Consider the following 20990-nt stretch of genomic DNA (forward strand, 5'->3'; position numbering starts at 1 on the left):
TCACTACTTCTTACCACCCGCATTCATAGCAAGGTTTGCGGAAACAAATTCTTTAAGGTCACCGTCAAGCACTCCTTTAGTATCGGAAGTTTCATAATCGGTACGTAAATCTTTTACCATTTGATAAGGTTGCAAAACATATGATCTAATTTGATGTCCCCAGCTATTATCGGTTTTAGCGGCATTCTGCTCGTTAACGCTATCGGTACGTTTTTGCATTTCAAGCTCATAGAGTTTGGCTTGAAGCATTTTCATAGCTTGAGCTTTATTTTTATGCTGCGATCTATCGCTTTGGCATTGTGTTACCGTACCGGTCGGTATATGAGTGATACGTACAGCTGAATCGGTAGTATTAACGTGTTGCCCGCCGGCTCCCGATGCTCTAAAAGTATCGATTCTTAAATCTTTATCCTCAATAGTAATTGCTATATTATCATCAATTTCGGGATATACCCAGCTACTTGCAAAGCTAGTCATTCTTTTACCGGCTGCATTAAACGGAGAAATACGCACTAATCTGTGAACGCCAGCTTCGGTCTTAAACCAGCCGTAAGCACGCTTTCCTATTATCCTAATCGTGCATGATTTAATGCCTGCCTCTTCGCCGTTAATCATATTGATTATTTCGGTTTTAAAGCCGAGTCTTTCGGCAAAACGCAGATACATACGCATCATAATAGACGCCCAGTCATGGCTTTCAGTTCCCCCGGCTCCAGCATTAATCTCTAAAAAGCAATTATTACCGTCTGCTTCACCTGAAAACAAACATTCCGTTTCAAATTTGGCAGCAATGATGCTTAAATTTTTTAAGTCCTGTTCAATTTGTGAAAGTGTTTCTAAATCGTTTTCGGCTTCAGCCATTTCTTCAAGTTCTAAAGCATCTTTTAAATTGGATTTGAGTTTATTAAAAGCGTTTAGTTTTTCTTCTAGATTACTTTTTTCTCGCAGTAATTTTTGAGCATTAGCCTGATCATTCCATAAACTAGGATCGGCTGTTAACTCTTCTAACGTGTTCAGTCTTGCAGTTGATGCTTCAACGTCAAAGTGACCTCCAAAGTAGTTCTAAAGACTGCTCAATTTTTTTTACATAATTTTCTATTTCAGCTCGCATTATTTTTTCCTGTTATAAATTTCGATTTTGTTATATATTATCGTGGTTTATTGTCATCCTGCAACTTGATCGTGGGATAACAGACAATAAACAAATGCAAATTATATCACAATAATTATGAATAATCAAAAATATATAAGGAACTTCTCAATAATCGCCCATATTGATCACGGTAAATCTACGTTAGCCGATAGGTTAATTGAACATTGCGGCGGCTTGCAGGCTAGGGAAATGAGCCAGCAAGTGCTAGATTCGATGGATATTGAAAAAGAGAGAGGTATAACTATTAAGGCACAAACCGTGCGGCTTGTATATAAAGCTAAAGACGGTAACACCTACTATTTGAATCTAATGGACACTCCCGGGCATGTCGATTTTGCTTATGAAGTTAGTAGGTCACTTGCTGCTTGTGAAGGTTCGTTATTGGTGGTTGATAGTACGCAAGGAGTAGAAGCACAAACGCTTGCCAATGTTTACCAAGCAATCGAGAATGATCATGAGATTGTACTGGTGCTTAACAAGCTTGACCTACCGGCGTCAGAACCTGAACAGGTTAAGCAGCAAATAGAGGATATAATCGGAATCGATGCAAGTGAGGCTGTGCTAATCTCTGCTAAAAGCGGTATAGGGATTGATTTAGTTTTAGAGGCTATAGTAAATAAATTACCTCCGCCAAAAGAAAGTAGTTCTGATATTTTGAAAGCTTTGCTTGTTGATAGTTGGTATGATCCATATCTTGGCGTGGTTATTTTAGTACGTGTTATTGATGGCTACTTACGTAAGAATATGCGTATTAAAATGATGGCTACTAACTCGGTTTATACCGTTGAGAATGTTGGCTATTTTACTCCGAAAAAACATATTTCTGATGTTCTGCATGCAGGCGAAATCGGCTTCTTTACTGCGGCTATAAAGCAAGTAGCGGATTGTAAAGTTGGGGATACTATCACTGATGAAAAAAAGCCTTGTGAGCAAGTTCTACCGGGTTTTAAACCAAACTTACCCGTAGTGTTTTGTGGTCTTTATCCAACGGATAGCTCGGAATTTGAGCATCTAAAGGATTCACTAGCTAAATTACGTCTTAATGATGCTAGTTTTGAGTATGAAATGGAAAGCTCTTCGGCACTCGGAGTAGGTTTTAGATGCGGCTTTTTAGGGCTGTTACATTTAGAGATAATCCAAGAACGTTTAAGTAGGGAATTCGATTTAGATTTAATCACTACCGCTCCAAGCGTGGTGTATAAAATTCATATGCGGGACGGTGAGAGCTTAGAGATACATAACCCGGCAGATTTGCCTGATTTACAAAAAATCGAATCAATGGAAGAGCCTTGGATTAAGGCAACTATAATGGTACCTGATGAGTTTTTAGGTGCGGTACTATCGCTTTGTACGGAAAAGAGAGGGGGGCAGCTCGATCATAGCTATATAGCAAATAGGGCTAAAATAATTTATAAATTACCGCTAAATGAGATAGTTTACGATTTCTACGATCGTTTAAAAAGCTGTTCTAAAGGTTATGCAAGTTTTGAATGGCAAATGGATGTTTATGAACCTTCCGAACTTGTTAAGCTTGGGATTTTGGTTAACGCAGAGGCGGTTGATGCACTATCCACAATCGTACACCGCTCACGTGCCGAGCAAAGGGGGAGGGCATTATGCGTAAGGTTAAAGGATTTAATACCGAGACAGCAGATTGATATAGCAATTCAAGCAACCATAGGTAGCCGTATTATCGCTCGTGAGACTATTAAAGCCCTACGTAAAGATGTTTTATCTAAATGTTACGGCGGTGATATAAGTCGTAAACGTAAATTACTTGAGAAACAAAAAGCAGGTAAAAAGAGAATGAGACAGTACGGTAATATCGAAATTCCGCAATCTGCGTTTATTGCAGCTTTAAAAATAGGTGATGAATAAAACTTTTTTATTTTATATAAAGAAAACGCTAGACGTTATAATAAAGATTTGTTATAAGGAAGTATCTGAATCTTCCAGATGCTTCTAATGTTCCTCGGTAGCTCAGTGGTAGAGCAAACGGCTGTTAACCGTTTAGTCGCTGGTTCGAGTCCGGCCCGGGGAGCCATTCCTCGATTTTTGACAAATTTACTAATGAATCAAACGGCGAATGCAGTATAAAGTCAAGCTTTTTGCCTGTTAATTTAATTGTCGAAAACACAGTTTTTATTAGGCGTCTTGTTCCCTCAGCATTTGACAAAACAAAATATTGATGTGCATTGGCAACTCAATTTACCGTAAAACAATCATTACCTTTATTATGCTCTGCTATCTCTAACATTACTTTATCATGACGTGTTGTTAATTTATATTTATCTTCCTTCGTACTCTTCATTTGTAAATATACCTTCTAAAAGTTTACTTCTAAGCTTATCAAGGCTATTTTTTCACTGATAAGCTCTTTATTTAATTCTGTTATTCTTGTGTTATAATAATCTTTTTCATATTTTGCCGATTCTTTAACACTTTTAATTATTTTGCTCAATAAATCAGGCTCAATATACATTGATGCAAAAACTTTTTCTATTTGTTCTATAATTCTTTAGTAACAATAGGCTCGTGACTATGAAAGGTCAAAATATTTAATTATTTTTTATTTAATAAGCTTTAATAAGCGTTTTTGGTTATTTTGTATCTCAGAATTTATTGAATCAAGTTCAAGTGCCTTATTATAAGCGTCAAGTACTAACCTATATTGACCTAGCTTTCCTAAAGTTAGACCTTTATTATTATATATTTTTGAAAATTTAGGATTTAACTCAATAGCTAAATTAGTACCTTTATTATGATAATATACTGAAGAGTCTCTCTTATCCTCTAATGCCAAAGCTGGATTAATTTGAATAAAGATTAATATAAGACTTAAAATTAAATATTGTCGGTAGTTTTGCATATTTTTCTTGTGAATTAAATTTTAGTGTAAAAATACACTGAAAATAAACTATTAGAAAGAATAAAAATTATTGTAAGTAAATAAGACTACTAAGGAAGTTAGAGTAACTTTTCGAGGGATTGATAAAACTAGGGGGAGGTGGATGTTGTGCCTTTGATGTTGCAACCAAAGGCAACACCTGCCGTGGTAACCTAGTTGCTCCGGCTTGGCAATTCAGTCGGGCTATCGGTATCCACAAAAATTTTGTTCACCTAGACCGCAGAATTACACTGATTTAAAGCAAATCAATTAGCACTCTTACGCAAGAACCTAGAAATTTACCTGCACTTTTAAGCTACCTTGTTAAGCGAAATATTTACTCGCTACATTCGCAGCATAATTAACGCCGTATTCCATCATTTGGTGTTTGGCAGTCACACCGACACCAAAGTTAAAGCTAGTTTTAGCAGGCTTAAAGCTATTAGTCGTAAGTGGGCTGTCCATCCCTTGTACCCTAGCATCGATAGCAGGAGTTTTATCTTTAAAGTTATAGTCTAGAATGCCGTAAATTGCAGGGATTAAAACTATATTTTCTACGTTAATATCTTTTGACATCCTAACACCTGCAAGCCCTTCAATCATATTATACTTCTTCCCTTTAACGATTAAATTTTGGAAAGTTGTACCGGTCTCAGTATATCCTGAATCTCTAATATCGGAATATCTAATCCCCACGGTCGGTGTTAAATTAATCGCTTTCGGAGCTAAATAACTGTAACCGGCTAAAATCTGTCCGGTATATGAACGTGATTTATATTTGCCGATTGCCGTTTCATAACTGATCAAATTCCTACCCAAAGCAATATTACGCTGTGAATAATTCTTAACTTTACTATCACCGTAAGAAGCTATACCTTCAAAAAACCAATTTTTATTTGGTACATTATATAAGTCGTATAAAGAGTAAATATTGCTCTGTACTTTACTTTTATCGCAGACATTATTATTTTTCTGCTTTACCTTAGTATCAGCTCTAGTATAAGCAACGCCAAGTAAGAAATCATCGCCTACTCAACTATCAAAACCGACAGTACCGTCGGTTGAGTTAGATTTATAACCGCTTAGATTATTTTGTGCCTTTTGAGTACTATTTGCCGACAAAAGGACTAGCTAGCCCACGTACCGAAATCTACTTCTGTCTCATCACCGGTAGAAATAGCAACTTTATTTTGACTTGTCTGAACTTTATTTATTCGAGAATCTAAAGAAGATAAATTACCGACTATACTATGAGATACAACTTGCATATTTACTGCAGTTATTACCGCTCCCGGTCTTACCATATCTGGTGTAACACGATCTAGTGTTTCTTTTTGTTGCTCAATAGTAAAAAAACAAACTCGTCTTGAAACGTATCCGCCTCAGTATCTTCAGATGCACGGATCAGTGTTGCAATATCTTATGCCTCCTCCGGTGTAAAACTGCCTTCATCTATTTCTTTTTGCAATATTTCATTGGCTATATTAGTAACCGATAAAGTTAATGATGAAGTATTTATCGACCATTTAATGAAACTCTTGTCATTACCGTCAATGAAAAATTTAATTTTATCGGCAGACAACGGAATTAGGCCATTTCCGTCCTCTGAAGATATTAGTGAATATTTAGTATTTTCATTTATTTCTCCTATATGTACGTCAGTACCGTTAAACTGAATCTCTAATTTATCTAGTGAAGATAAATCCATTTTACTACCGGGTGTAATCATTACCACCGGAATTTTTTGCTTGATCATAGTTTGTAGCCACAATTAGCTTACCTAAAAAACTGCTTTGACCGGTATATAATACTAGTACTGCATTTAAATTAATCGTAGTACCGTTACCGGTTAAATTACTATTAAAGGCAAGTTTGTTGGTAAATACTAAAGTTGCTCCGCTTGCAACTACACTATTAGCCGTTATATTGTTAGCAAATATATTTACCGAGCCGGGTGATAAGGTAATAATACCGTTACTATTAACGCTACTTGCAAAACTTGTCTTATTATTTGTCGTAATGTTACCAACCGGATTTGCTACCGTACCTTATACAACCTATAGCCAAATTATGTTTTTGTCTGATTGGTAAAAATAAAATAAACTTTACTACTATAGGCTACAATACTTATTACGATGTAATATAGCCTTTGGAAAGAATTCTAATAATTTACAAAAAGTTTTTAAAAATTACTATTAATAAGGATGTTTATATAAATCAGTTAAAACCAATTGTGAAAGCAGCAATGCTTATTCGTAAAGTAAACCAATTGATCAAGTATTTGAAGCTTTTATAAATCCTAATATTACCTCAAAATTTTGGTTTACTAAAAGTAGCGATAAGCTAGAAGTTAAGAAACAAATCACTTGGACATGGGAAATGTATGGCTTCTCAGCTCAAATTAACGTGCAGGAAATTGAAAAAAATAAAAAAATACTTATTGAATGGGATGCGTATAAAAACCCTAACATTGGTAGAATGGCAGGTTACTTCGATTAGTTCAGAAGAAACTTTTGTTACCATTACAAATACCGGTTTTATAGGTGATAAAGTAGTAAAATAGATTATTTTTCAACTAAAAGATTTATCTTGGTGCTTGCCGGAGCTAAGGCATTTCTAGAGCATAATATTATTTTAAATCTTGTAATTGATCGCTTTACTAAAACAATAGATTAATAAAAGAATTAAAACTTTAAATTTTCCTTTAATAGTTTAATATGAGAAACAAATTAAACTTTAAAGATATGTTTCCTATAGTAGCAGCTAAGAATATGCAAAATTCAATTCTAAATCCATTAATAACAAGACTAAAAACCTTATATAGCTCTCATGATACTTTACCAAAGCTAATAGAAGATACGAAAATCAAAGCTCAGTCTTTAGAGGAATATTATGTAAAATTACAGATATTACTAAGTGAAGACGATGAAGCAGCTAAAGCAGCATTACGCGATAAAGTTGTCGGAGAAAAGAAGTCGGTAGAAATAGAGAATATTTTTAAAGCCATAGATACGGAAGAAAAGATAAGGGAGTTGTTTGATAAAAATTATCAAGTTCAAGAAGAAAAAATTGATAATATAGTTAAGTCACTAAATGAAGAAAATAAGTTTGTGATACTTCGCAGAAATCTAACTAATAAAAGTACCTCAGAAATAAAAAATATAGTTGAGAAAATAAACAGAATGCAAGTTGATATAGGTAAAGTATTGTTACTCGGTAGTGCAGGAATAGGTAAAACCACGTTAATGTATTATCTATCTTATAAATGGGGAAAAGAAAAACTGTGGCACGACAAATTTGATTATGTATTTAGAATCAGGTTAAAGGAATTGTTAAGCAATTGGACAGTACGTTACGGTACTAATATAGATGATGATATACTAAGTTGTTTTGTCCATTATTGTTTAGATTCTAAAGATATAAAACTTGAAGATATAAAAAGCATGCAAGATAAAGATAGGATATTATTACTACTGGATGGTTATGATGAGGTAGCGTTTTTATCACAGAGTAATCTTGATTACCGAGATATTATGGATTCGGTATTTCAGTATAAAAATATCGTAATGAATTCTAGGCCTAATGCGGTTATAGAAGAAATGAGCAACAGGTTTGAGCGGAAAGTAGACAATACAGGCTGGGATAGTGAGGGAATAGAGCAGCAATATGTACATAAAAATTTTGAGTATGATAAAGAGCTTGGAACACCATTAAAAATCTTTTTGGATACTCATAGCCAAATAAAAGCAATATGTGAAGTTCCTATCAATACTGAATTAATATGTTTGGTTTGGAGCGATCAAACAATAAGGGATAAATTTCAAAAAAAACAGTAATAAAGATTTTAATATAAGTCGTTTATATAGTGAAATAATAAACTGGCTTAATAATAGGCATCTAGAAAAAAACCAAAATAAATATAAAAATAAAACATAAAAAACAAAATGAGTGTTTTAGAGCAAATAGCCTATGAGTCGTTTGTTGCAACAGGGAAGTGAGTAGAGAACAAAGTAGTAGAAAGCAAGAAAGATATATTAGATATAGACGAAGTTATAAGAACAAGGGCTATTAAGAAGAGAAGGGCAAAATTTTCAATTTATTAATTTAACATTTCAAGAATATCTAGCTGCATGTTATTTAAAAAATCAGTTAGCAGATAACAACACAAAATACACAGCAGCAAATTTTATAGGTGCGCATCGAAACGATCCGAAATATCTAATGACTCTGAAGTTTCTAGCAGGGATGGTAAGTAAACAATAATCAAGAGTTAATAGAAATATTTTGGGAAGCTGTAACATGTAATGTTGATGGAATATTAGAGCTAGGAATTGAAAGAAAGACTATACTCTTAATGCATTTATTAGCTCAAAGCAAAATTAACGGAAATTTTAATAGTAGAATACCGTATTTAAAACAAATACAAGAGTTGATAGATGAGATCGTACTAAAAGATATTACAGATTGGGAACAACATATAATAGACAGCGGATATTTATCGGAAAAGATTGCTAAGCTAATAAATGAGAAATTACGAAACAAAGAAACTATATTTCAAGCATTTAAAACAGCTATAGAAATAATCACAAGCTTAATAAATAAAAATACGTCGGGTAATAAAACAAAAATTTATGAAAGATTAATCGGTTTATTAAAAGTTGATGATACGCAATTAAAGAAGCTAGTATTACAAAAATTGGCACATATATTAGATGAGACGATAGACGAGATGGTAATACGCGAAAGTGTAAACACAATAACATCATTATTAAATATTTGGGAATTAAATAGATGTGTAAATATAATATTGATTAAAATAATTAATACTATATCTGATTTAGATGAAGAATTATTAAAACAAGTACAAAAATTACAAAATAAATCTTTAGTGACTACTAGCATGATTGAGATAGTACAGGCAAAACCTAGTTTGGCAAAAGAAGCATTTAAAGCATTGACAGAACTAGTTGAAGATCCTAATAAAAGTTTTAATTATGCAGCTATTTGGAATTTAGTCGAGATAATAGAAAGAAAGCCTAATATAGCGATAGAAGTATTTATAGGGGTAAAAGAATTGATTATAAATTCTAACATTGATAAATTATATTAGGTGTGAAGCGATTATGAATTTAGCGGGAATAGTGGAAGTAATACCTCATCTAGCAGAAAGAGCATATAGTGTTTTAAAAGGGCTACTACTTAATAAGCCTTACTACAACGAAGATGTCAAATATGCAGCTGCTGTAAGTTTAATTAATATAATAAGTGTAAGATCATTTGATAAAGCTAGTTATAAACAAGTTAATAGGTTAATAAAAATAATTGATCTACATAGAACTCAAAATTTTGATAAGGATTTATATTTAGAAATAGACGCCAAAACCGCCTAATATACAAAAACTATCTAAAGTTGCTACAGTTGGATATTGTACAGGTGGTTTAATAAATTCAGTTAAATATACATCTGCTCCTATTACTTTTCCCATTGAGGACATGCCTTGTATCATACGGCATGCTATCATAACCCATGTAGCTACAATTCCTATTTCATCATAAGTTGAAGATTTGTCATAATAAAACAAGCTATAGCCATAAGCAAAGTAGTTATTCTCATAGTTGATTTTCTTCCTATATTATATAACCAAGCCAACCGAAGATTAATGCTCCTATTGGTCTAAATACATATGTTGAACATAATGCAGCTGCGTCATAGATTAGAGCAGTCTGAGGATCAGCTTGAGGAAAAAATAGCTCGTTGAGAAGCACTGCCATATGTACATATAAATATAAATCAAAATATTCAAGAAAAGTTCCAATAGACAATACCTCATGCTTGTTTTTGTTCTCTATTTAAACTTGTTTGTTTGTGCTTTCTCATAGCCGAGCATAAATTCTTTATAAAAAATTAAATTGTAAAGAAATCTATACTGTTTTATATAAAAGTCAATAGGAAATTTTGCTTTACACGAAAATCAGAAAGTGAAGTGCAACTTATTATTAATTTATGTTATCCATTTTGTAAGTATAATTGCACTAGTTTAAAGCGGTATGTCCGTGTACCTGAGCATTCATCACAAGACCAAAGCCGATTAGCATGGATGCGATCATTGTTCCGCCGTAAGAAATAAACGGCAGCGGTACGCCTACTACGGGAAGCAAGCCCATAACCATAGCTATATTAATAAATACGTGACTAAATAAGATTGAAGTAATACCTATTACCATTAATTTACTAAAAATCTCTCGGCAATTTGCGGCAATTAATAAAGAAATAGTTATAAGTGCAAAATATAATATTAGTAAGAACATTCCTCCTATAAAGCCGAACTCTTCAGCGAAGGTAGCAAAGATAAAGTCAGTTTGATGTTCGGGAAGAAAATCCAAATGGCTTTGGCTACCTTGATTTAAACCGCGTCCAAATAGGCTACCTGAACCTATAGCGATTTTAGACTGAATAATATTATAACTAGCACCGAGCGGATCATGTTCGGGATCTAAAAAAACCATTACCCGTTTTTTTTGATAATCATACATCATATTCCAAGCAATAGGTAGGCTAATAAGAGCAGCAAGACCTAGTATTATAAAATATTTTATTCTAAAACCTGCCGCAAAAAATATAATTGCCGAAACAATTAAAACAATCATTCCCGTACCTAAATCCGGTTCTCTAATTATTAGAAAAGCCGGTATTAAAACTCCTATAATCGGTATAATAACTTTATGAAATTTTGTAAGATCATCAATTGTTAGTGAATGGAAACATCTAGCAAGCATTAGTACAACGGCGATTTTTATCGGTTCGGAAGGTTGAAGCTTAACTATACCGATATCAATCCATCTTTTACCGCCCATGGCAGTTGAGCCGAAAAGCTCCACGGCTACTAGTAAAGCGAGTACGCACAAATAAAAGATATACGATAACCTAAATATTATGCGTAAATCAATTAATGCAATAATAATAGCTAAAGGCAAGAATATACAAAAATTTATAATTTGTTTATAAGCCCAGGGCTGCAAATTGCTATTTGCTGCAGAATAAAGCACAATGAAACCAATACAGCAAATTAAGCTAATTAGTAAAATTAAAGTAATCGGTAATTTTTGTAATTGTTCTAGATAATTTTTATGCATTGTTTTTGTATTCAGTAGAGGTGTTGTATGTCATTCCTGCAAAAGCAGGAATTCAATACTTTAAAGCTTTTTAAAAGCTTTATTTAAATTTTATAAGTAAAACTATATAAAGTAAAACTATATAAAAATCTTGATTTCAAAGATTTTTTGAAAAGCTCAATTTATTGCGCTTTTTCTTGGATTCCTGCTTTCGCAGGAATGACATAACAGGACTCCAGCAACAAATCTGCTAACTAAACCCCAACATCAAACACCTTGAAAATAAATACTAATTCGTCAGCTATCTCTTTCAGATAATCAAAACGACCGGCAGAACCTTTATGTCCCGTATCCATATTTGTTTTTAATAATAAGGGATTATTGTCCATTTTTAGTTCTCGTAATTTTGCTACCCATTTAGCAGGTTCCCAGTAACCTACACGTGGGTCGGATATACCGCAAGTAACGAATAGAGCAGGGTAGTTTTGTGCTTTTACGTTATCATAAGGGGAATATGATTTAATATATTCAAAATATTCTTTCTCTTTCGGATTACCCCACTCATTATATTCCAAGAGAGTTAACGGTAAGCTTTCGTCAAGCATGGTACTCAAAACATCAACAAACGGTACATGCGCGATTGCTGCTCTATAGATTTCCGGTTTTTCGTTGAGTACGTAACCGATTAACATACCGCCGGCACTACCGCCCATTATTACTATATTGTTGTTACTTGTATATTGTTCGTTAATTAAAGCTCTACTACAGGCTATAAAGTCTTCAAATGTTCTTTTTTTGGTTAAAAACTTAGCAGCTTCATACCACTCATGACCTAGATCATCGCCACCTCTAATATGAGCAACTGCGTAAATAAAACCGCGATCGGCAAGTGTCACTGCGGTATTTCTAAAATTGACGGGCATAGCGATGCCATAAGCACCGTAACCCATTAGATATAAAGGATTTGAACCGTCTTTTTTAAATAAAGATTTTTTATAAAACAAGGTTATAGGTACTTTTACATCTTCATTATCTGCAAATATTCTCTCTACTTTATACTCCTCCGGGTTAAAGCCTGAAGGTATTTCGTGGCTCTTTAATATCGTTAATTTATCGCTATTAAAATCGTAGCTATAAGTGGTATTGGGTCTTGCTAGAGAAGAGTAATCTATTCTGATATCGTCTTCCTCAAAGTTTGTAGAAAAACTACTTGCTTGGAAACTTTCGTCGGGAAAATGAATTGTGTTTTCTTGTAAATCTTTAAATCGCTTTATTTTAATTAGTGGTAAACCTTGGTCACTATAGTTTAAGATTAAATAATTATTTGTAACATTAAAGCTTTTTAAATATTTGTCTTGTTCTTCCTTAATATAAATATCATCCCAATCATCCCAGCTAGTATTTTCAAAATTATTTACTGGCAGTTTTATAATATGGAAATTTTTAGCTTTATAATTAGTTTTAATATAAAAATAATTGCCATTATATTCTATTTCATAGAATATTTTGTTTTCTGCAGCTCGTACTAATTTAGGCGTAAAACTATCATCCTGCATAGAAATTACGTAAATTTCATTTTCATTATGATTGCCTGAATTTATAAAAATATATTCATGACTTGCTGATTTCTCGCAGCTGATAAAATGAAGAGGGTTTTTTACCTCGAATATTAATTTATCCTGAGTGACCTCTTCACCTAGACGGTGAAACATTACCTTATCCCAGCGTTGATTCTCATTAATAGTAATATAGAAAAAGCCGTTTAAGTGTTCATGCCAAATTATAGTAGGAGCTACAGCTAAATCTCGATCGCTTGATACAAGCGAATTTTGCGGCATTCGCCTATGCTCACGTACATTTGTACGTTCCGCAGGCTCTTCCTGAAATTCATCTTGTCTGAAGCGATCGAGATTTAGCTGTACATTGCCTAATTCATCAGGTAAGTATTTTTGTTCTTTAAGGTTGTATATTTTGATATTGTATTGTTCATTACCTGTAAAATTAACACTATAAGCCATTAAATTGTGATCAGGTGACATTGCAATTGTAGCAACATCAGTGAAACCGCTATTTGGAGCAAGAAGGTTGACATCTAATATTACTTCTTCCGCTGAATCCATATTATTATGCTTTCTGCAATATATCGGATAATTTTTATTCTCCTCTACTCTATGGTAATAGTAATAATCTTTGTTCTTAACATAAACCGATTCATCGTCTAATTTAACCCGTCCTTTTAATTCTTCAAAAATCTTTTCCTTATCATTTTGCAGATCGGCAAAGAAATTTTCGGTATATTGATTCTCAGCTTTTAAATAATCTAAAATTTTAGAGTCTTCTAAATTTGGCCACTTAGGATCACGCAACCAGTGATAATCATCGTTTATTGTTGCTTCGTGAACTTCAAAGCTGTAATTTTGTTTGTCTGTTATTGGTGGTTTCATGTTTTTTATTTTTTTGTGTTGTTATGCCTAAAGTCGTCATTGCGCGGAGCCGTAGGTAGGCGACGCAGCAATCTAGTAAAATAATAAAAAAAATTCTGTAATCAGAATTGTTTACTGGATTGCTTCGTCGAAACTTACAGTTTCTTCTCGCAATGACGATTTTGGTATCTATGCAACAATGACATCGAATTATTGTAGTGTTAAAATCAAACTAATTAATAGGAATAATACAATCAATATAGCAGTTTGCTGATTATGCCAAGCAGATATTTTACTTAAAATATTATCCCAAATAACCTTAAAATTAAGATATTCTGCCGCATCTTCGTTATTGTCTGCCGTTTCTTTATATTTATCGATACTGAAATATATAAATTTTTCAATATATTGGTATAGGTCAAGGTTTATGTTTTCTGTCGAAATGCGTGGTATTTTTCTAAATATTAAAGCCAGTAACAGTGAGATTGCAAGGATAACTAGCTTAAAGTTAGCAGTATGTGATATTTGAATAGGGTAGAATAAACATATGCATAAAGTTATGATGCAGAAAGAGAGGTAGGGTATAGTTCTTATGTTATTCCCGCGAAAGCGGGAATCCAGAAATATTATAAAGCTTTTATTTTTAAGGTTTTTACTGGATTCCTGCTTTCGCAGGAATGACATAAAGAGAGACGGGAATGACGTAGAACTCTCCATCAACAACCCAAATAATACGGTACAAGTCGCTATCTTGGAAAATAGCATTACACTATTCTCGTTTAAAATATTAGCTATTTCATCTTTAATATAAGAAGAACTAATAGGCAGTATAGATGTATAGATCAATATACTAATAACAAATCCGCTAAATAAAATAAAATTAATTTGAGTATTCTGAAGATCTTGGTAATGTTTAATATCATACTCATCTTCTATATAAGCGAAATATAAAGCAAATAAACCGTTATATAATATATGTATGAATATAAAGCTTGTAATAAGATAAGCTATATTTGGAGAGTTTATGCTAATAGCTGTTAATATAAAACCAAGCTGTGATACGGTAAGATAACATATTAATCGTTTAAGTTTTTTTTCAATTAGAGAAAATACTAATCCGTAAATGATCATTGATATCCCAAAAAACTTTAATATCGCAAGACCGCTAAATAATTTTAAAATGATAATTAAAGTAACTTTAGTAGTAAAACTAATTAAATATACAATACCGCTACTTGAAGCTATAGGATAGCAATGAACCACCCAGCCGTTTACAAAAATAGCCGAGGCATTAATTAAACAACCTGTAAGTATGAATATTGCTGGTAACTCAAAGTTATTTACTGATTCCGTTAAAGAAGTAAAAGTCGTATTACTGGTTGTTTGGATTAGAAGAGTCATACCGATTAAGATTAGCCCGCTGCTGAATAAATGAGTGAGGAAATATTGACGTGCCGGTTTTATCTTTAATTGGTCACAAAAAATAATTATGCAGGCAAAAATCGTCATGAATTCAAGCGAGATTATCATGGAAATAAAATCAGCTGCAAATACGCATATAATAGAGGATAAACAGTATAAACTACCTATTAAGCATTCTAATTTTCTATTTTGGGAAATTGTATAAAGATTTAAGATAGCAGTAACAATTAGAAATGCTAGAGCTATTAGCTGATTTTGTGGGTGAAAATCAAACATAAGCTCAAAATTAGTAAGCGGAAATGTACACTTGGTATTTTGAATAAACATTTTAATCTTTAGAAGAAACTGTTAAAACCTCTAGTCCCTGGATTCTTTTAAAGTCTTTTACATTTAGAGTTAATATCGGAAAACTGTAATAGCCGTTGCTGCAATAAGCATATCATGAGTTCCTATAGTTGTTATACGTTGCGTGTATAAATCATGAATAATACGTGCATATGTATATACTTCTTCAATACCGAAAGGTAATATAGTAAACAGACTTTTTACGTATTCTATAAAAGCTAAACATTTTATACGTTTATTCTCATTCTTGACTCTATCTACTCCTATTAATAGTTCAGTTAACACAATAGGGCTAATATAAGCCTGACCGTAATGTGCCCATTGCTTATTAGTACTTACCTTTCCTCTTTCTAAAGCTATGATTATAGCAGTATCAATAATTAATCCCATTTTTCAACCAATTTTTTAATATCTTGTTTAGTATTGCGTCTTATTCCTTCGAGATTTTTCATGCATTGATCAGCATCTTCAGGATCAAGATGTGGACCATTTTTAAAAGCTTCCTCTAAGTCTCTTACTGCTATAGAAGGCTTGATTTCTGCAGGCGTAATCCTTGCTACGATATGATTACCTTTTTGAAGGTCAAAGCTTTTACCTTTATAGTCAACTCTATTCATAATATCTGAAAAAGATCGTACACATTCTGTTGCTCTAATAATTTGTGCCATATTTATACCTTTGATACTTCAAAAGTTGGAAGTCAAATAAGCAGTGCGCCTGCACAGCGTACAATATAGTACGTGAGCACAGGCGAATCCCGAAATTTGACGTACCAAGTCTTGAAGTATCAAAGGTATGAATATTATATGATTATGTGTAAATTATGTAAATATGTTTATGTAATATAAGCTAAAAATTCTCTGATTAAGATTTGAATAAAATAGAAAAGAGTTACGGCACAGCAGCACATTATTATACTAATTTGCATAGAGTAGGGGAGTGGTTTTGTTACGCTAGATTCTACTAAAGAAGGTTTATAAATAGAGCTTAATATTTTGAGCAGGTAAAGGCTTGAGAATATACTACTAGCTATTACGACAATCATAACAATGATTTGATTCTGTTTGCTTGCGGCAAGTAATATTGAGAATTTGCTAATAAATCCGCTAAAGATAGGTATACCGATTAATGATAATGAAGAGATAGATATAATAAAAGAAATTAAAGGAAATTCTTTGGATGTACCATGTAAATTCTGTACTTGATCAGCTTTCTTTAAACTGTAAATACTTCCCATACTATAAAATAAGCAGATTTTTGTAAAAGAATGTGAAACTAAATGGAGTATTGCGGCTCCAAGTGCCTTAGGTGTTAACATGAAAGCACTAAGCAATGCAATGCTTAATTGGTTCATAGTGGAGTAGGCGAGTATTTTTTTGATATTATCCGTGTCTAGGGCTTTGATTGAGCTATAAAATATGCTTACTATCGGTATAAAAATTAACCAGTTAAACTCAGCAAATATCATTTGTAAATACGATAAACCGAATATATATAATAGGATTTTGTAAATACAAAATAATCCGGTTTTAACCACTATTACGGCATGCAGCAAACTACTAATGGGGTAATGTGCAACCATTGCAGCAGGAAGCCATGAATGCACCGGAAAAATTGCAGTTTTAGCAATACCGCAAATAAACATTAACAATAGAATAATTGACTGGTTTTTGGAAAAATAATTTTCTACTAAACTTCCACTTGCAAAATCTCCGTTACCGGCTTTAGTATAAATAATTATCACTGCCGGTAAAAATAATATTGTGGCAGAAATCATCAGAATTTTTAGATATTTATATAACCCGCTAAGTACTATATTATTTTTGGTATGTCCTATTAAAAAAGCTGTAGAAATAGTTAAAAGCTCATAGCAAATAAACATCGTGAATAAGTTGCTAGATAAAGCAATTAAAACACCGATTAGAATAGTTAAGTTAAAGAAAAATAAGAATCTAGAAGAATAGTCTATATTATTAATAGCAAGATATTTAGGAGTGTAAAGTAAAGCACAAATCCATAAAAAACCTATTAAGCTTAAGAAAATAAGCCCTAAAGGTTCAAGATGGAATCCTATAGAGTAATTACCGAATATATTAAATTCAAATCCTGCTCTAATACCTTTTAAAAACAACCAGTCTATAATTAAAATATTACCGAAGAAAAAAATAGCGATAGTAATAAGTAAAAAATTACGTATAAAGCTATCTTTTTGAGTGGCATACGGGCTAGTTAAATTTAATGCACCAACTAGCAAAGTTGATATAATCAAAAGACTCGGAGTAGTAAATTGTGTAATCATGATAAGCTGTGATACTTTTTTTGATAGTATGGTTAGAGCATTACCTGTATGGCTTTCTATGTCATGCCTAGCTAAAAGTAGACTCCAGAAAAAGCGAGATAAATCGTGCTTTTAGTTTTAAAAACTTACTGTGTTTATATTTTTTAATTACTGGATTCCCGCTTTCCGCTTTCGCGGGAATGACAATAGTACCATTTTATAATGGTAAAATAACGATCCTACGGAGCTAAGTAAAATTATAATAAAATCTAATAGTAGATTTTGTGTTAATAATAATTCAAGAATATTTACTTTGATAAAAAATAATGGACTGATAGGTAAGCCACAGCTGCAAATAATAGCAATTATTATTAAAACTTTGTTAGGCTCTCTTTTATAGCTTTCATTATAAGCATCTATCAAGAAAAGAGCTATTTTATTTATACTATCCGCAAGTAATAAACTTGGTAAAACTATTATACCGTTTTCGGTTACGTATAATAAAAATACGTAACCTATTTGAGTGAAACATGAATAAATTATAATATTCTTGAAATCTTTTGCTTGGTAAGCAAAATACGGGGCTATAATAAGAGTAGCTAAAGCGATAGGTTTGAGAAAATTTGTAATAGCCGTTTTAATTGTCTCATAGCCTATAATAATATAAGTAAATTTATATATTATATATATTCCTATTATAGTAGAAATCCCTGCTAAATATACTAAAATAACTGAAGCCGTGTTATTATAAGCTCTCATCATCCAAAAATGCATAGGGAAAAAAGCGGTTTTTAAAATAGCACCTATTAAGAAAAAACCGATAGCTATAGTGATTATACGGGAATTAGTATGTTCTTGTAAATAAGCTGCAATTTCTGCCATATTCAAACTACCCGTAATGCTTAGCAAAAATCCTATAGATATAATAATAAGAGTTGCACCGATACTACCTATTATCAAATAATCAAAAGCTCCGATTAAAGATTTTGGATTATTACCTGAGGCTATCAGGACATAGCTACTAAGTGCCGAAATCTCTATAAATATATATAGATTAAAAAAATCGTGAGTAGCAATCATCCCTAAATAGCCCGTATGAGCGAATAATAATATCCCGTAAAATAAAGATTTTCTATTATTGTTTATATATTTTAAGATAGTTTGATTAGTAATCTTATGACAAAAAACTAAAAAGAATAATAAAACCAAGTTAAGATAAATAATAATAGCTTGGTTTAGTGCATTTAGCCGATATTCTATTCCTATTTTTGAAGTCCATCCTCCCATGGTATAAGATAGCTCCGTATTTTGTATAATGCTATATCCATAAACACTGACCAAAAGGCTAGATAAAATGCAAATCGTAGTAATTACTCGTGCAAAGGTAATAAAGCGAAAAGATATTATTGAGAGTAAAGCCCCGAATAAAGGGAATAATATTTGTATGATAGGGACATGGTTAGCTAGAATCATTTCTCAAAATTAATTTCATTTTCTGATATTGTACCAAAATGTTTATAAATTTGATATATTAAACTTAAAGCTACGCTAAGAGTAGCAAACCCAACTACTATAGCAGTTAGCATTAATACATGAGGCAAAGGGCTAGTGTAAGTAGTGACGCCCTCTTGTAAAATAGGTACACCGCCTGTTTTAATTTTTCCGATACTTAAATAAAATACTAACACCGAACTTTGAAAGATTCCAAGCCCGATAATTTTATGAATATAATTACGACTTGTAAGCATTATAAATAAGCCGCTAGTTAGTAAGATCAAGGCAAAGAAATATATTAAATGATGCATAATTATATTGTTATTGTAAGAACAGCATTGTTACGTGAATCAGTTTCATCGTCATTGCCACGCTCCTTTTAGTTGCTCGCAATGACGTTGGTAGACGTTAGTTAATACGCTTTGAAAGACTGATTAAATACACATGTGACTTTTTTGCCCTTACGTATAGCGAGCTTAGGAAAAACCTGTTCAAGGATCACCATATTAGGATTATCTTGAGCAAGGCGATAATTTACTAAAGATTCTCGAAGTGAATCATCTACAGCAAAAATACCGGAAATTTCAGCGTTTTTATCTCTAAATTGCAGATAAGTAAACTCGCCATCATCAAAAATTTTAATAGGAGCTATTTCTTCGCTGCCGCTAATATAGTAATTAAAGTTATATTTTTCAGGATGAGTTAGGTCGGGACTTGCTAGGGCAGCAGAAAAAGTTTGCATATGACCGCTCATATTGTCATTTTCGTCATCCGGATAAAGAAACTTTACGTTAAAGACCATTTCAGGATCACGCATATCAAGAGTTTCGGCGGCATATAGTTCAAAGAAGTAAGTCCGTTTATTAGTAATTAAAGTCATATTAGTAGTAGCATCCGGTTCCATCGGTTTAATAAAAATCCTATGACCAGCAGGTACTATTTGCCATGAAGTAGTATCTCCCATAGAAATACTTACTATTTCCTCGTCTCTGGCTAGTTCTATACTTGCTTGATAGCCGTAATATCCTGTGAATTTGAAAACATCGTCAGGGTTATAAGTCATAACTCTTAGACGTGGGTCTCGACCTAGAGGTCGTGATATAGTAAGAGCAAATACATCTAATGTAAGTATTATAAAAGTACAAAATATTATTAGTTGCTTCATATTATTTCTGATTTTTATTCCTTAATAACTTTAGCTTGTAACTAGTAACGGTAAAATTGAACGGCATATCAGGTGATGTACTTGTACTGATAGAATCCATTATAAATCCGATTCTTGCTTCCCATAACATATTTTCTAAAATTGTACCCGTACTATTTTTTGCCAATGATTCAAAAGTAACAACTGCCTCGTTATCGTTTATATTGTTAATTGATAATATATTAATTGAGCGTCTATATAGTTTTTGATATCTTATGACCGGTGATAATGGGTTATCAATATGCATAAAATTAGCAAATTGCATATAAACAATACTCGTAGAAGCATTTTTGATAAAGGTAAATTGTTCTTTTAATATATCGTAATTGTATTCTTCTCGTTGGTTTACATAATTCTGAAGCATAATATTTGCAACAGAGATATAAGGATTTGCTAATGTTGAATGTTTAGTATTAGTAATGGCAGCTTGTTTTTCGGCATCATCTTTTATTAAATAACTTACTTTTTTGTTGATTGGTAGCAATATGTTGATATTTATACAAATTAAGGTTAATAATAAGGTAAAAATCGTGCATATTAAAAGCAGAAGACTTCTATGACTTAACGGTAAGATATACTTAAAATTATACCATTTTCTTGCATCAATAAAATATTCGCCGGATTTTATATATTCTTGTATTGCGTTGGTTAATGGGTCCATAATTACTAGA

General features: G+C 32.4%; 20 protein-coding genes, 1 tRNA gene and 4 pseudogenes. 9 read left to right on the top strand and 16 right to left on the bottom strand.

Annotation, left to right across the window (positions count from 1 at the left end; translation table 11 throughout):
• Positions 1 to 3: 3 nt before the first annotated feature.
• A protein-coding gene (prfB, locus tag MCC_RS02460; RefSeq protein ID WP_155813850.1) for a peptide chain release factor 2 occupies positions 4 to 1111 on the bottom strand; the annotation gives its coding sequence in 2 pieces (ribosomal slippage) (positions 4 to 1041 and positions 1043 to 1111; 1107 coding nt in all).
• Positions 1112 to 1228: 117 nt separating this feature from the next.
• Between prfB and lepA the strand changes: the two genes are divergently transcribed.
• Both lepA and MCC_RS02470 read left to right on the top strand, forming a co-directional pair.
• Positions 1229 to 3031: a translation elongation factor 4 gene (gene lepA / locus MCC_RS02465; RefSeq protein ID WP_014408387.1), complete on the top strand. Its 1803-nt coding sequence runs from the start codon at positions 1229 to 1231 to the stop codon at positions 3029 to 3031.
• Positions 3032 to 3122: 91 nt separating this feature from the next.
• A tRNA-Asn gene (locus MCC_RS02470) sits at positions 3123 to 3197 on the top strand.
• Between the two features lie 282 nt (positions 3198 to 3479).
• On the opposite strand, the gene MCC_RS09415 is transcribed toward MCC_RS02470, so the two are convergent.
• The 5 genes and pseudogenes from MCC_RS09415 to MCC_RS02490 all read right to left on the bottom strand — a co-directional run bounded on the left by MCC_RS09415 (position 3480) and on the right by MCC_RS02490 (position 5796).
• Positions 3480 to 3635 carry a hypothetical protein gene (locus MCC_RS09415; protein ID WP_014408388.1) on the bottom strand — a complete coding sequence of 52 codons (156 nt, stop codon included), beginning with the start codon at positions 3633 to 3635 and terminating at the stop codon, positions 3480 to 3482.
• Positions 3636 to 3722: 87 nt separating this feature from the next.
• A complete protein-coding gene (locus tag MCC_RS02475) occupies positions 3723 to 4022 on the bottom strand; it encodes a tetratricopeptide repeat protein (protein WP_014408389.1) in 300 nt (99 codons plus the stop codon).
• A 342-nt stretch (positions 4023 to 4364) separates the two neighbouring features.
• Positions 4365 to 5057, bottom strand: a pseudogene (locus MCC_RS02480) (autotransporter outer membrane beta-barrel domain-containing protein); the annotation flags it as partial.
• Positions 5058 to 5167: 110 nt separating this feature from the next.
• Positions 5168 to 5344, bottom strand: coding sequence for a hypothetical protein (locus MCC_RS10100; RefSeq protein ID WP_231288738.1), 177 nt, complete (start codon positions 5342 to 5344; stop codon positions 5168 to 5170).
• Between the two features lie 116 nt (positions 5345 to 5460).
• The gene (locus MCC_RS02490) at positions 5461 to 5796 is read right to left on the bottom strand and encodes a hypothetical protein (protein WP_041405406.1); all 336 of its coding nucleotides are present in this window, start codon (positions 5794 to 5796) and stop codon (positions 5461 to 5463) included.
• Positions 5797 to 5915: 119 nt separating this feature from the next.
• On the opposite strand from MCC_RS02490, the gene MCC_RS02495 reads away from it, so the two are divergent.
• The 6 genes and pseudogenes from MCC_RS02495 (at position 5916) to MCC_RS10115 (ending at position 9430) form a co-directional block, all read left to right on the top strand.
• Positions 5916 to 6131: a hypothetical protein gene (locus tag MCC_RS02495; protein WP_014408392.1), complete on the top strand. Its 216-nt coding sequence runs from the start codon at positions 5916 to 5918 to the stop codon at positions 6129 to 6131.
• Between the two features lie 213 nt (positions 6132 to 6344).
• Positions 6345 to 6449, top strand: a pseudogene (locus MCC_RS11390) (polyketide cyclase); the annotation flags it as partial.
• A 7-nt stretch (positions 6450 to 6456) separates the two neighbouring features.
• On the top strand, positions 6457 to 6603 hold the full coding sequence (locus MCC_RS10105; RefSeq protein ID WP_014408393.1) for an SRPBCC family protein: 147 nt from the start codon (positions 6457 to 6459) through the stop codon (positions 6601 to 6603).
• A 154-nt stretch (positions 6604 to 6757) separates the two neighbouring features.
• Complete coding sequence (locus MCC_RS02505) at positions 6758 to 7876, top strand: NACHT domain-containing protein (RefSeq protein WP_231288739.1); 1119 nt, start codon at positions 6758 to 6760, stop codon at positions 7874 to 7876.
• Between the two features lie 518 nt (positions 7877 to 8394).
• Complete coding sequence (locus MCC_RS10110) at positions 8395 to 9150, top strand: hypothetical protein (RefSeq protein ID WP_231288740.1); 756 nt, start codon at positions 8395 to 8397, stop codon at positions 9148 to 9150.
• Between the two features lie 13 nt (positions 9151 to 9163).
• On the top strand, positions 9164 to 9430 hold the full coding sequence (locus MCC_RS10115; protein WP_231288741.1) for a hypothetical protein: 267 nt from the start codon (positions 9164 to 9166) through the stop codon (positions 9428 to 9430).
• A 643-nt stretch (positions 9431 to 10073) separates the two neighbouring features.
• Here MCC_RS10115 and rodA read toward each other — a convergent pair.
• From rodA to vapB, 5 genes and pseudogenes are all read right to left on the bottom strand, one after another.
• Complete coding sequence (gene rodA, locus MCC_RS02530) at positions 10074 to 11174, bottom strand: rod shape-determining protein RodA (protein ID WP_014408398.1); 1101 nt, start codon at positions 11172 to 11174, stop codon at positions 10074 to 10076.
• A gap of 233 nt (positions 11175 to 11407) precedes the next feature.
• Positions 11408 to 13597 (bottom strand): prolyl oligopeptidase family serine peptidase, encoded by a 2190-nt coding sequence (locus MCC_RS02535; RefSeq protein ID WP_014408399.1) that lies wholly within the window; start codon positions 13595 to 13597, stop codon positions 11408 to 11410.
• Positions 13598 to 13786: 189 nt separating this feature from the next.
• Positions 13787 to 15325 carry a proton-conducting transporter transmembrane domain-containing protein gene (locus MCC_RS02540; RefSeq protein ID WP_014408400.1) on the bottom strand — a complete coding sequence of 513 codons (1539 nt, stop codon included), beginning with the start codon at positions 15323 to 15325 and terminating at the stop codon, positions 13787 to 13789.
• 1 nt (position 15326) lies between these two features.
• Positions 15327 to 15733: pseudogene (vapC, locus tag MCC_RS02545) on the bottom strand (ribonuclease VapC).
• Positions 15724 to 16011 carry a type II toxin-antitoxin system antitoxin VapB gene (gene vapB, locus MCC_RS02550; protein ID WP_014408402.1) on the bottom strand — a complete coding sequence of 96 codons (288 nt, stop codon included), beginning with the start codon at positions 16009 to 16011 and terminating at the stop codon, positions 15724 to 15726. The pseudogene vapC and the gene vapB overlap by 10 nt, the downstream one beginning before the upstream one ends.
• A 3-nt stretch (positions 16012 to 16014) precedes the next feature.
• Here vapB and MCC_RS07740 point away from each other — a divergent pair.
• Positions 16015 to 16139 (top strand): annotated as a pseudogene (locus MCC_RS07740) (palindromic element RPE5 domain-containing protein); the annotation flags it as partial.
• 39 nt (positions 16140 to 16178) lie between these two features.
• Here MCC_RS07740 and MCC_RS02555 read toward each other — a convergent pair.
• The 5 genes from MCC_RS02555 to MCC_RS02575 all read right to left on the bottom strand — a co-directional run bounded on the left by MCC_RS02555 (position 16179) and on the right by MCC_RS02575 (position 20980).
• Entirely contained in the window at positions 16179 to 17642 is a 1464-nt protein-coding gene (locus MCC_RS02555) for a proton-conducting transporter transmembrane domain-containing protein (protein ID WP_014408403.1), read from the bottom strand.
• Between the two features lie 147 nt (positions 17643 to 17789).
• Positions 17790 to 19094, bottom strand: coding sequence for a proton-conducting transporter transmembrane domain-containing protein (locus tag MCC_RS02560; protein ID WP_014408404.1), 1305 nt, complete (start codon positions 19092 to 19094; stop codon positions 17790 to 17792).
• Entirely contained in the window at positions 19091 to 19426 is a 336-nt protein-coding gene (locus tag MCC_RS02565) for a Na+/H+ antiporter subunit C (protein ID WP_014408405.1), read from the bottom strand. The genes MCC_RS02560 and MCC_RS02565 overlap by 4 nt, the downstream gene beginning before the upstream one ends.
• A 101-nt stretch (positions 19427 to 19527) precedes the next feature.
• Entirely contained in the window at positions 19528 to 20280 is a 753-nt protein-coding gene (gene virB9, locus MCC_RS02570; RefSeq protein ID WP_010977039.1) for a P-type conjugative transfer protein VirB9, read from the bottom strand.
• A gap of 1 nt (position 20281) precedes the next feature.
• Positions 20282 to 20980, bottom strand: a complete 699-nt coding sequence (locus tag MCC_RS02575; RefSeq protein ID WP_014408406.1) for a VirB8 family type IV secretion system protein — start codon at positions 20978 to 20980, stop codon at positions 20282 to 20284.
• Between the last annotated feature and the right edge of the window lie 10 nt (positions 20981 to 20990).

It is taken from the genome of Rickettsia rhipicephali str. 3-7-female6-CWPP, assembly GCF_000284075.1.
Taxonomy (GTDB): Bacteria; Pseudomonadota; Alphaproteobacteria; order Rickettsiales; family Rickettsiaceae; genus Rickettsia; species Rickettsia rickettsii.